This window comes from Paraburkholderia strydomiana (assembly GCF_046030495.1).
Lineage (GTDB): Bacteria > Pseudomonadota > Gammaproteobacteria > Burkholderiales > Burkholderiaceae > Paraburkholderia > Paraburkholderia strydomiana_A.
Map to the genome: position 1 here is coordinate 186,353 of NZ_JAQQCJ010000003.1, position 12,722 is coordinate 199,074.

General features: G+C 59.4%; 8 protein-coding genes and 2 pseudogenes. 4 read left to right on the plus strand and 6 right to left on the minus strand.

Going from position 1 to position 12,722, the window contains the following annotated elements:
- Positions 1-503: 503 nt before the first annotated feature.
- Positions 504-1,571, plus strand: coding sequence for a glycosyltransferase family 2 protein (locus PQQ53_RS06100; protein ID WP_408152064.1), 1,068 nt, complete (start codon positions 504-506; stop codon positions 1,569-1,571).
- Between the two features lie 315 nt (positions 1,572-1,886).
- On the opposite strand, the gene PQQ53_RS06105 is transcribed toward PQQ53_RS06100, so the two are convergent.
- From PQQ53_RS06105 to PQQ53_RS06120, 4 genes and pseudogenes are all read right to left on the minus strand, one after another.
- Positions 1,887-2,798 carry an ATP-grasp fold amidoligase family protein gene (locus PQQ53_RS06105; RefSeq protein ID WP_408152132.1) on the minus strand — a complete coding sequence of 304 codons (912 nt, stop codon included), beginning with the start codon at positions 2,796-2,798 and terminating at the stop codon, positions 1,887-1,889.
- 51 nt (positions 2,799-2,849) lie between these two features.
- Positions 2,850-4,019, minus strand: a pseudogene (locus PQQ53_RS06110) (glycosyltransferase); the annotation flags it as partial.
- A gap of 360 nt (positions 4,020-4,379) precedes the next feature.
- Positions 4,380-6,002, minus strand: a complete 1,623-nt coding sequence (locus PQQ53_RS06115; protein WP_408323445.1) for a hypothetical protein — start codon at positions 6,000-6,002, stop codon at positions 4,380-4,382.
- Positions 5,999-6,934 carry a glycosyltransferase family 2 protein gene (locus tag PQQ53_RS06120; protein WP_408323446.1) on the minus strand — a complete coding sequence of 312 codons (936 nt, stop codon included), beginning with the start codon at positions 6,932-6,934 and terminating at the stop codon, positions 5,999-6,001. Before PQQ53_RS06120 ends, PQQ53_RS06115 begins: the two co-directional genes overlap by 4 nt.
- 187 nt (positions 6,935-7,121) lie before the next feature.
- On the opposite strand from PQQ53_RS06120, the gene PQQ53_RS06125 reads away from it, so the two are divergent.
- From PQQ53_RS06125 to PQQ53_RS06135, 3 genes are all read left to right on the plus strand, one after another.
- Entirely contained in the window at positions 7,122-7,940 is an 819-nt protein-coding gene (locus PQQ53_RS06125) for a class I SAM-dependent methyltransferase (protein WP_408323447.1), read from the plus strand.
- A 13-nt stretch (positions 7,941-7,953) separates the two neighbouring features.
- Positions 7,954-8,355: a GtrA family protein gene (locus PQQ53_RS06130; protein WP_408138819.1), complete on the plus strand. Its 402-nt coding sequence runs from the start codon at positions 7,954-7,956 to the stop codon at positions 8,353-8,355.
- Between the two features lie 1,395 nt (positions 8,356-9,750).
- Positions 9,751-10,560: a hypothetical protein gene (locus PQQ53_RS06135; protein WP_408323448.1), complete on the plus strand. Its 810-nt coding sequence runs from the start codon at positions 9,751-9,753 to the stop codon at positions 10,558-10,560.
- A 288-nt stretch (positions 10,561-10,848) separates the two neighbouring features.
- Here the strand turns inward: PQQ53_RS06135 and PQQ53_RS06140 are convergent, their stop codons facing one another.
- A complete protein-coding gene (locus PQQ53_RS06140; protein WP_408323449.1) occupies positions 10,849-11,412 on the minus strand; it encodes a BON domain-containing protein in 564 nt (187 codons plus the stop codon).
- 286 nt (positions 11,413-11,698) lie between these two features.
- Positions 11,699-12,220 (minus strand): annotated as a pseudogene (locus PQQ53_RS06145) (MHYT domain-containing protein); the annotation flags it as partial.
- Between the last annotated feature and the right edge of the window lie 502 nt (positions 12,221-12,722).

Consider the following 12,722-nt stretch of genomic DNA (forward strand, 5'->3'; position numbering starts at 1 on the left):
ATTGGCTGGCATATAGCTTATTCTGTTGCCATCGTGCGCAAATGCGGTGGCTGGTGCCCGGGCAATGTGGCACTCACGCAGCCGCCATGCCTCTGTGCAAGTCCTGCGCGCGTAATGATGAGTTCGGAAAGTCTCTCTGTCGCGACGGAAAGTAAGTGCAGTGAAGATTGCGGGTTGGTGTGGCTTACGGCGGGTGTGGTGTGGTCATCGATTGCGGCCGGCGGGCTCCGTCTCAACGCGCGTCGGACCTTACCCGTCGTGAACGTCCGTCGTTTTTAACGCGGTCTGAAGCCAACAAAACGTACTCTGCCAGCGCCCCGAAAACCGTGTCGCTCGCCAAAGCCATAACGTTTTAGTTTTCGACAAGCCTCTTCGCTGCTGTACCAGAAGATCGCGTGCATGCGGCTCTCTCACGAACGCTGCAACGCGCTTCTAAAGCATGAGTAACCACGCCCGACCGTCGTCCAACGATGGCGCTTCATTACGCAAGCACGCACACCGGTATGTCGATCGACACGTACACCCCACGCTACGAAGCCCCGCTCCTTACCATCGTTGTAGCGGCCTACAACGTCGAGGGCTACATTGAAGAGGCGCTCGCGTCAGTGCTTAGGCAACCCTATGGGGATGCAATCCGGCTGGTCGTGGTCGACGATGGCTCCACCGATGACACCTACGCCGCCGTGCAGGCTGCAATGAAGCGCGATGGGCGCAAGCACGTGGAATTGATCCGTCAGGAAAATGCGGGAGTGAGCGCTGCGCGCAACAGAGGCCTGGCAGCGGTCAACACGCCGTACGTCGGATTCCTGGACGGCGATGACATTTATCTCGACGGATTCTCGGCTGCGGTTGTTCCGCAGTTAGCCGATCTTGCGTGGGACATCGTCGAATACAACGTGACTATTATCGACGACGATGGACGGCGGCTGGAGGACCTCGAGATCGTGCCGGCGGGCAACGAGGGCGGCAAGCGCATGGACGACGCCGGGCGCAGACAGTTCGTCGATCTCTTCCATACATTCGTATGGGCGCGCGTGTTCCGGACGTCGTTATTCGGCATTGCGTCGTTCCCCGTGGCGAGGCATTACGAAGACATGGCTGTGATGCCGTCGATCTACATGCGAGCGCATAGCGTGTTTCGCATTGGCACGCCGTTGCTCGGCTATCGACGCCGCTTCGGCAGCATTACGCAACGGGCGTCATTACGTGACCTCAGGGATCTGCGCACGAACGGGCTTGAAGCGCTCGCGCAATGTAGCCACAGCGAGGCTGCCGACTTCTGGCTTCGTGTGTTCAACAATAATTTCGAACGTGCGTGCCATGTGGGCGCGCGCGTAGATCGCGGCTCCTTTCGCGAAGCTCTGGATATTCTCTTTGCGATGGCTGCCGATCGTCGCGAAGCCTATAGTGACCAGGGGCAGGCGACTCCTCGCCACAACGCGGAGCTCGGCCGGTTGCACCTTAAGGTCGGCATGGACAGATTGGTCCATTTGCTCAAACGTATGGTGAAGAAGGCGCTGCGGCGCAGGCTCGACCGCCAGGCTCGACCGCGTCGCCAGTCGAGCTATTAGCGTCTGGCGGCTGGCGCGCCGTGCGGGACCTGGCTACAGGTACCCAGATATGAACGTAGCTGTTCGCTTACCGCATCGAGCAAGTCGGTGCTTTTTCTATTAAAAGAGAATGCGCTGAGAGGAAGGTTTTTCTGCCGTTCTTTCGTTCCCTTCCCGTGCTCCACAGCCTCAAGGACCGAGTCGCCGATACGATCCGCAAGGATGCGATTTCCCAGGGCGGTGCTTGCGTACGCGTCGATCGCCCCCGGGTGCACCGCCGCGATAGCATCGTTCTAATGCTCGAAGAGGGGTAGTTGATCGTCGGTTGGATCAAGTTCAGGCGCCGCGCGCGGCGCTCAGCAATTTACCCCATTCGTAGTCGACGCGATCGGGAGTGAAAGGCAATACACCGGCGCCTGGCGTGAACGTCAATTCGCCGAAATAGAGCCGATCGTCAAAGGCATAAAGATCGACACGAACGTATTCGAAATCGCTCGCCAGTGTCGCGGCCGCTTCCAGAACCGCATCGAGGTTCGATGGCCGAACCAGCCGGTGATCGCTTCGCTTGTACGGCCCAATGGCGATTTCCATGCGGCTCCAACTGGCATCGTACACATCTCCACGTGTGTTGCTGCCAAAGCGGTCGGTAATGACGAGGATATACATTACCGGCTTTCGGAGGTTTCCCGAAAAGCAATGGATCTTGAAGTCGGCCGGAATGTGTCCGTCGTGATCGAGCAGCAGGGTCTCGAAGAAAAGGCGTGGTTTGATCTCGCGATAATGCCGCTCCCGATCCACCCAATAGAAATCTGTGGAGAGCCATTTCTCCTCAAGTTGCTTCAACTCTTCAAATGAAGTTTCGGATTTGTTTCTGACTATTTTGACGAAACTACTACCGTGATTTGCCTTCATGACAAACTGATCCGGTAGTCTATCGTAGACGTCCTGGCAAAAATCGACGGGTGCCGCAATCAATGGAATGACATGCTGAGGGCCCAGTTTCTCTTCGACATACGCACGCGTGGCGAGCTTGTCGCTCAATACCGCGTAGCGTGGATCGGGTCGCAGATTGCGCTGAAGTATCTGCTCGTTGAACGTCACGGGATTGCGCAGTCGTGGGAAGCGCCCAATGCACTTCTTGTGCAACAGGCGAAGGAACAGGGCATCGGGCAACAGTGATTTCGCGGCTTCCTTGAATCGGCGAGTCAGGCTTGGCGGCTCGGATTGATGCAAATGCTCGCCGGGCAGAGCGTGATTGCCATTGCAAACGCCGTCCAGCTTCTCAAGAAGCCTGACTGCTTCAATGCGCGAGTTGAATCGCGCCTCGATCTTATGGCGCGCATTCGCCGCTATTTCCGCCAGGTTGTACATGCCCGCGGCAATTTCATCGACGATCTTCGCCAGGTCGACCGAATCGCGCTCATTCACGAGAAAGCCTGACACTCCGTGATCGATCAACTCAGGAATGCCGCCATGACGTGACGATACGGTTGTTACGCCCGAGGCCATCGCTTCCATCAACACGACCGGCACGCCTTCCATGTCCCCATCCGACGCAGTCACCGATGGGAGCACGAAGATGTCGGCTTCGTTCATCAACGTGCGCACCTTCTCGTGAGGCTGCGCACCTAGAAAACAGACACGCGATTCGAGATTCAACTGGACCACTAAAGCTCTCAGCGAATTTTCAAGGTGACCTGAGCCGACTATGGTCAGCTTCACCGCAGACGTGACGTATGCCATGGCTCGAATCGCATATTCGATCCCCTTCTTTTCTGTCATTCGTCCAATGAGCAGAATATTCAACGTCGCCGATGATGAGTCGCGCCGCGAGAACGGAAATTTGTCGATATCGACACCCATGCGGCCGACATGAATCTTTGCGGGATCGCAACCCCAATCCCGAATGCGATCTGCAAGGAATTGACTAACTGGCAGAAAAAGTTGGCCACTTGCGAAGAGGCGCAGATAGTCGCGACGATAGGAATCTACCAGCCTGTGGCTCGTCACGTCATGGCCGTGAAAGACAGTAACCAAGGCGCCGGAAATCAGTCCTGCCTCGCGCAAGTATTGCGCACGAACGCCGACCATGCCGAAATGTGCGACGACTGCTTCGTACTGCATGGTCGAATTCATACTCGAGACGCGCGCGATATCGGCCGCCGCCGCCCACCGCCGCTGAAGGGCCGCCCGCGCCGCGACTCGACACGCATGGTGGGCGCGCCGATCGTAAAGTCCGCGAAACGCGAGCTGTGCAACAGCAAGCATTTTTGCGGTGCGACTCGCGCCGCACTGCGGACTCACGAAGGACAGACACTCGCGCTCGACTATCCGGACAAGCGAGTCATCTCCCCGCGTCAGACCGAGAATGGAGACATCGGCGCCAGCATCAAGCAGCGCCTTCGCTTGCTCTATGATGAACGTCTCGGAAAGCACAGGAAAGCGTTGCGCAATGATAAGTATCCGCATGAGTCGGCCCTCGTTAAGCGTGCCGGGAACAGATAGCCGCGTGCGCCCTTCGCGAAAAACCGAACGTGCATCTTATTGCTATCGACCTTCGCGAGACGCCAAACGCGTGCGAGCGGCCTGACAACTCCCCGAGTCGTGCGCGTCCGGTTGGCATTCTGGCGATCCGTACATAACGAGGAAGACCGAACGCGTTGCCGCCGAACGTTTGTGGGCGGATCCGGATTTGCCGGCGCATGGCCGACGCGTCAGTGCGATGAACCGATTCCGTCGCTAACAAACACGTCGCAAACAAACATCCGCGTATCGGCGCCGACATCGCGACAAACCAAACGACCGCACGGTCCAACATCGGCCACGCCACTACCGGCAATTGCGCCGTTCATAAAGCGACCATTCGCCCTCTTGCTTGACCAGGACAACATCGCATTCGTTGTTGGCAAAGAAATTCGCCGGCAACGGCCCGATCTTGTGAACGAAAAAATAGCGGTACAGCCGGCCGTTGTTCCTCTTCCAGTCGAAACTTCCCGGATCGTGTTCAAGCGCGGGCGGACCGATGGGCAGCATGCCCGGCCTGAAGCGCACGATCTGCGGCAAGAAGGTCGCAAAGTTCAGATCGACGAAACCGTGCTGCTCCGCCTGATACCACAGCGACTGGTGCGCGTAAGCGGCTGTGCTTTTGTACGCGGGGCTTGCGCGATCGAAGATCAGACTCAGCGCGCGTTGCCCCGGTTCGGTTTGCGCAAGCAGTTCGTCCAGCGGTGCATTCTCGACGGCGAAACGGTGCAGACGAATCGTCTGGTCCGTCAGGAAGATCCAGCATCCCGCAATGATCGCCGCTTGCACGCCGCAGCCACGCAGCGTGCCCAAAGTCGAACCGGACGACGCCCGGCGAGCGCCGCTCGTGGAGGATGGCGGCGCGCGGAACATCAGCGCATAGGCGGGCAATAGAAACAGCGCGAAACGGTGATACAGGTAGGCGGTTTTGAGCGCCGTGCCGGGCGCGAGAAACCAGATGAGCGTCACGGCGAGCATCGGCACGACCACCGAGCGATCAGGGTTGATCCTGTCGCGCCACAACCATGGCGCGGCGAACATCAACGCGGCGAGCGGCAAATACGCGGCCACAGTCTTGTTCATGCCCCACACGTAGGTGGGCAGCGCGAGCAGCCGCGGCAGGTCAAAGCCCCATTTGAATACGTCTAAGCCAGGTACGGTCTGTCCGAGCAGCGGATCGGTCGCGCGGCTCCACAACGCATATGCGATGCATAGCATGCCGAGCGGCACGAACGGCGCGAGCGCGAGCACCTTGCGTGCGAGCGGCCTCTGCTTGAAAAGTACGAAGCCGACGCCTATCGCGTTTGCGAGCAAAAACACGAGTCCGTGACAGAAGAACAGCGCCGTGCCTGCAAGAAATATCAACACGCCTTTTCTGCTTGACGTCGCCGTCGCATAACCGTGCGCGAGCCAGATGAACAGAATGCCCAGCGGCGCCGCGACCAGAAACGTGTAAAAGCCCCACGCGAAGGCAAACCCGAAAAATCCCGGCACGAAAAGCCAGTCGAGCCGTGCATCGCCATGCAGGTGCCGGCGAAAGCCGACGCACGACGCCACGAACGCGAAGTACGCGAGCATCAGCACGCACTTGAGCGCAGCGCCGACCGGCATCAGATACGTAAGCGGCAGCGCCACGCCGTAACCGACGAGATACGGCGTGAGCAGATTGATCTGCACGAGGTTTTGCCACGGCGACGTGTGTTCGAGCAGATCGCGCAGCAACATCACCTGACCGGCGTGTTGCGGCACGTCGACCATCGGCGGACGCGGCGCGATCCAGAACAACACTCCGCCATACAGCACGGTGACGATGAACAGAACGCGCGGCAAAATCGCGGCGAGCCGACCGGCGCGCGGCAACAGCGCGTGTCTGGGGCTCGTTTCGACGCCAGCATTGGCCGGCGCGGAGCGATCGATGGGCAAGTTCATAGCGTTTGCTCGATGATGAAACGCGGACGCTGCTTGGTCTCGGCGTACGTCTTCGAGATGTAGCCGCCGATAACGCCGAGAAAGAGCAGCTGAATCCCGCCGAGGAAGTACATCGGAATGACGGTCGAGGCCCAGCCGGGCACCGTGAGGTCGGTGAAGAGGCGAGCGAAGGCGGCCCACGCGCCGAAGCACAGCGAGCCGAACGCCAGCAACGCGCCAATGCGCGTGCTCCATTGCAAGGGTACGGCGGAGAACGACGTGATGCCATCGAACGCGAACGCGAGCATCTTGCTGAGCGGATATTTGCTCTGGCCCGCAAAGCGCGCGGCGCGCTCGTATTCGACGATCGCCGTCTTGAACCCGAGCAGCGGAATGATGCCGCGCAGGAAAAGATTGACCTCCTGAAACTGCCTCAACGCTTCCACGGCCTTGCGGCTCATCAGACGAAAATCCGCGTGGCCAGGCAGGATATCGACGCCAAATGTCCTGAGCAGCTTGTAGTAGTTGCGCGCGGTGACGCGTTTGAACACTGTGTCCGTCATGCGCTTGTGACGCACGCCGAAGACGATCTCCGCACCTAGCTGATACTGAGCGAGCATGCGCGGAATGGCTTCGACGTCGTCCTGAAGGTCGGCGTCAAGGCTCACGAGCACATCGCCTTGAACCGTCAGCAGACCGGCGAGCAATGCGTTCTGATGGCCCCGGTTGCGCGAGAGTTTGATGCCGCCACAGTGCGCATTCTTCGCATGCAGCGATTCAACGATCGACCAGGTGCGGTCGCGGGAACCGTCGTCGACGAAAGTGACGCGGCTCTCGTCAGTCACTTCGCCGGCGTCGATCAATCGCTCCAGAAGCGCGAGAAGCCGTGTACCCGTCTCAGGAAGGACTTCTTCTTCGTTGTAGCACGGTACGACCAGGTTCAACGTCGTCATAGGCAATTCCCCATTTCTGAAGCTGCCTTGACCCGGAGTCAGGCGTTTAACGTATTTGGACATTAATACGCATCTCCGATCACACGCAAGCGCAAGGACCTCGTGTGTCCGAAAACCACTAAAACAGCGAGGAAAATGCCGAATCAGATTGCGTAATCCGGTGCGGTATACGCAGAAGGGAAGGGGAATGGTCCTGCAATTCCCGTATGATGGTGTTGTTGTGAAAAGAGACAATATCTGGGTGTCTGTTTCATCAGCTTGTTTTCAATGGCCTTTGGAATCGATGTTTTACGGGAGGGAGAGCCATCACATGGACAAGGCCGAATTCGACAGCTTCGCTGACGAGTACCTTTCGCTGCACGCCCGTAACATTTCGGCATCGGGCGAAGGCCCGGCGTTTTTTGCCGAGTACAAGATTCGCGACATCGCCGAGGAGATGGCGCGCCGTCATGCGCTGCCCGCACGCATGCTCGATTTCGGCTCGGGCGTGGGCACGTCGATCCCCTGGGTGAAGCGCTATTTGCCGAACGCGCAGCTCACCTGCGCGGATGTATCGGAGCGCTCACTGGAAGTCGCCCAAAGCCGTTTTCCTGATTCTTCGCGCTTCGTTCACTTCGACGGCCACACGCTGCCTTTCGAGGAGGGGGAATTCAATCTCGCCTACGCAATGTGCGTGTTCCATCATATCGATCATGCTGAGCATGTCCACTTGCTGCGCGAACTGAAACGCGTCGTGGGTCCGCAAGGCACGGTCGTCATCTTCGAGCACAATCCGCTGAACCCGCTGACGGTCAGAGCCGTCAACACCTGCGAATTCGACGTCAACGCCAAACTGATCACCGCACGCAACATGAAGCAGGCCTGCCGCGACGCAGGTTTTTCCGATGTCGCCGTGCGCTTCCGGATTTTTTTCCCCCACATGCTAGCCAAACTTCGTCCGCTCGAAAGATATCTGACCCATGTTCCGCTCGGCGCCCAGTATTCCGTTTATGCGACGGGCGCATGAGGGCTGTGATTCGATGAACGGCCTGCGCACAACCGCACCGCGTACCGAATCGCTTCAGCAGTTCATCAAGTATCTGCTGGTTGGCGGCCTCAATACGGCGATCTCGGCCGTCATCATCTTCGTCGTCCAGGCGGCGGGCGCGAGTCCCATTGTCGCCAACATAGTCGGCTATGCCATCGGTGTGACATTCAGCTTCGCCCTCAACAGCAAGTTCACGTTCAGGACAGCGGCAACGCGGCACTCCGCGATGCGCTTTCTGGTCGTCGTGCTGATCTCGTATCTGGCCAATCTCGCGACCATGCTTGCGGTGTTGCATCTCACACACGCACCCTACGTCGCACAACTGTGCGGCATTCCCGTCTACGTGATCGTCGGCTTTCTCGGCAACAAGTATTGGGCGATGCGCGCGCGCTGAAGACACGAGTTGGATCCACACATCATGCGCACGATCTTTTAAACACAAGGTCCGTCGTCCGACGCGCGTTAGCGATGTCTTCAGGCTAACTCGATGGTGCGCGACTCTGCGCTCTGGTCATGTTTCAGGGACGTGGTTGCGTCACCGACTCGTCAAGAGTCGAGACGGGCGTGGCAATGAGTCCGCGCATTCAGGAGAGCAAAGCTGTATGGGGAACAATACGTTTCATCATCATTGACTATCGAACGCAATGACGTTGCGCGACCGTGGTCGCACGCGATGAATGGCGACGAAAACGCTTATCGAGCGGGAGCGCGTGTCACGTGGGCAGGCCTAGGGTAGAGTGGAACTCGTCCTCCGTGTGAGAGTGTTGTGCTTCCAGGTTTGGTAGCCTATCTGCTTTTCGACGTTCCGGAACCACCCGTCGACCGATAGCGATGGAACCGTGCGTTAGTATTCCGAAGTGACCATAGACGCGGCAAGTGCTCAGCGAGCGCAATGTCGATCCAGTTGAACATGTCGTCCGGCTGGTCAAGCGGTGCGTAGATTTCCGCAAACGCGAAAGGCGATGTAGAGCGTCTTTGACGTCTCGCCAACATGTCCTGCAAGTACCATTGCAGGACTTTTTATAACCGCCCGAGCTCCCAGATCGTGCGGATGGTTTCTGCGCGAGCGAATTCGTTGCAGCGCGTTAGCGCGTCGATGGTCGCTTCGACCGCTTCCTCGTATTGCCCCAGCATTTCGCACGCGATGCCCAGTAGGTGATAGATCAGCGGGGAGCCGTTGCCGCGCCCCGCGCTCGGCTACTCGTGAATCGCCTCTTCGGATCCGCCGGCCTGCACGTGCCCGAATATGCGCGAACCTTCGAATCCCGCGACAGGAGCCGGCAATCTCGCATGCTCTCCCGGGCACGACGAATTACCGCCTCACACATCCTTCAAGCCGAACCCGTTTCGCGGGTCGCCGAATGTTGGTGTTCGTGCGAAGAGGCGAATCCATGACTCGATTCGCATCCGTCTTTGCCGGCAATCAAAAGTCGTTGGTCGAACGCTTTTCGAATTGCCATTCACCGCAGACCTGGGTCACCGCATAATGCAATCGGCATATAACCATCCGCGGTACTGACAGCAGTCCGAGAGCGCACCCAAAAACGCCCGTCTGTGCACCGGATAGACGCCATCAACCATCACGGCTACCTCGCCCCAATCCTTACGCCAGGCGCGCCGCAACTTATCCAATGCGCAACACCGCTCACACCCCCACAAAAAAAAATCCTCACCTTCACCGAATGTGCTAGAAATAACAACTGCACGGGGGCACCGGCAAACAGCCGTACGGGGCAAGCGAGCAAGCGATCTTGGGCTTTCAAAATTCTTAATCGCCGCGAGGTGGATCATGAGAATAAAAACGCTTTTAGGGTTTGGGGTGACGACGATTGCCTCGGCGCTAACGCTACAGTGCGGCCTTGCGTGGGCCGACGGTCCCGAAGCCGCCTATGCGGCCGACGAGGAAGCGCCGGCCGCCTCGCTCAGTCCGGATGAATATCAGGTCAACGCGGACGGCATGAAAGAGGATCCGAAAGCGAAGATGTCGGATGTGGCTCGCGCTTATCGCAACGGCTATATCAATCGCGGCAAGGAGGATCAGGCCGGTTATAACGCGATGATCGAATCGCACAACCATGGGCAGCGCAAGCCCACCAACACGCAGGTCGCCCGAGTGGACGTGCCGCCGTTGCCGGCCGGCCTTCCCGAAGACGACAACTCGAAGTACACCACCATCCCGCCGCAGCCTCGTCAGTACGCGCAGCGCCAGGTCTCGCAACCGCGTCAGGTGCCGCAACCGCCGCCGCAGCAACAGCCGCAGCCGCAGCCGCAGTACCGGCAGGCTTATCAAGAGCCGCAGTACGCACCGGCGATGGCGATGCAGTACCAGCCGTCGGAGTATGCACAGGCGCAGATGCAGCCGGTCTACGCCGACAGCCAGCCTGTCTATGTGCGGCAGGAGTATGCGCCGCCGCCTCCGGTCCAGTATGTCCCGGTCTACGCGCAGCAGCAGTACGAGGAGATGCCGGTGGTGGAAACCGTGATGCAGCCGGTCGCGCCGCCTGTCGCGTATCAGGTTTATCGGCCGCCGGTCTACTACAGCACGCCGCGCATGTATGCGTACCGTGCGCCGGTGATGAGCTATCGGATGTGGCGCTGACGCGTTAGCCAGGCGCCGCTGAACGGCGGCGCACGGTCGGCGGGGGAGACGAACGCTCGGAAAGCCATCGATGGAGTCTGTTTGGGCTCGGCGGATTCACACCGAGCCTCGGGTCTTTGCACGCGCGAGAAGTGCGATAGCGCAAAGTGCGCAACAGATGGCGCCGCAAACTGAAGGGCTGCCGGTCGGCTCATGCAAACCAGGCCGGTCATGTCGAAGCCGCTACGGCGGCATCGATCCCGGTCGATCGATGCCGTCGAGCCATGCATCGACGGCAACGTATCGAGTCTACTGACCGCTGCTGTGCCTTGTGCGCACCGTCAACCGGTTCGTCACGGATCTGACGCCGCGAACCGATCTCGCGGCGTTCCCGGCCCGCTGAATCTGTGAGCGCTGCGGCACGCTGCCCGTCAGTGTTACCACGCCGTGGCGCGCCTGAACATGAATCGACGCGGAGTTCAGCCCGGTCGTGCGCGTAAAGGCGCGACGAACGTCGCGGACCAGCTGGCTATCGGTTCTGGCTCGAGATGAAGACGTCGTGACTGGCTGGTTTTGCGCGGAGGCATCGTTCGGCATGCCGCCGGGCGTCTGCGCAAACGCGCAAGTTGCGCCAATCGCGAGGGATACGGCGGCAATCGCGCCGACTATTCTGCTCGTGCCGTTTGTTCTCACTATTCCTCCTTTGCCGGTTTGTCCGGGTCTGCCTTTCAAGCTGCGTGGTGCCAGCGGGGGCGAAGCGGTGAAGCGTGACGCCGCCTCGAGAAGCGTGTGCGACCGCCGGATCTGATTATATGCCGCGCTGACAGTATGAACGGGGCATTCACGACATTGCCGCCCAACGGCGCTTCTCATGGACGAGGCGAGGACGATGAGTCGCGACGTGTCTGTTACGGCGGCGGTGTGTCGATGGAGCAGGCCGGAAAGCGGCTTGCCGGAGGATAGCGAAAGCGCGGAGAGAACACCTGACTCTCCGGCCAGTCGGCAGCGCAAGCAGCGCAGACCAGCGGGAAGATTGCATCACGAACGCGCGCCGATCGCCTCGCGAGCGGGCGCGTCCGTCAGCGCGTCAGACTTCGTATGCGATCGACTTGTTCGTTGAGTTGTGCGACCGAATTGGCGAGAAACTCCGCGCGCGCAGCTTGCGCATCACGTGGCGCTGATTGGCGCTTCGCAGTGCGTGGGCGCGCCAGAGCGCCGCCGTCGACGCTGCGATTGCAATGATGATCGATGCCACGAAGATGGCGGGATCGTAGTGAATCGCAGGCTCCATCAGCAACGCGTGCATGCCCACGTAGTGCATGCTGGCGATGCCCAGACCCATCAACATGCCGCCGACCAGCAACCGGATTACGCCCAGAGCTTTGCGCGTGACGACATACAACGCGAACCATGAGACGAGCACGGCAACGAGGAGCGACTGGCCGGTCACGGCGAGATCGCAGCCGAGCGGAATGCTCAGGGAGAACGACAGCATCCCGATGAAGTGCATCGACCAGATGCCGATGCCCATCGCCAACGCGCCGCCGGCCAGCCAGATCTACCGCGTGCGCGCATAGGCAAGCAGGGAGATACGGTCCGCGAGATCGAGCGCTGTGTAGGAAGCGAGCGTCGCGATGACGAGAGACAAGGCGACCAGGCCCAGGTTGTAGCGACTTTGCATAGTTCCGCGGCTTCTATAAGAACTCGATTAGTGATGACTGACAGACCCGCCGGTATTCGTTGCCGACGAATGGCTCGCGAATGGCCCGCCCGGCAAACCGCACTGGCCGATGCGGCTGTCTATTCAGCCGGGGGTCTGCTCCGTGGCAGTCCGATCATTCCGGCGGCATTGCCTCGGTTTCGAATCGAATTCGGTTTGGATGCAGAGTGGCGTGGAAAATAAACGGAATCGGGTTTAGTACAGCTAGCCGAAAGCTAATTGAAGAATTGAAGGGAAAATGACGGCTCTATTGCAATGGCTGCCGGATGCATGGCGGGGCGGCGGCGTGGTGCGCAAGCGCGATGTTGAAGTCCGACGCAGGCGAGTATTCAGCATCCGCTTCAAACCGTTGAAGCCCCATGTCTCATGGACGAAACCGGCCGTGCAGGGCCGCCGCCTCGTCGAGTGCATAGTATCCTGGCGGAGTTGATCAATCCGTCGTGTGCGTAAGCGCACTGACGGC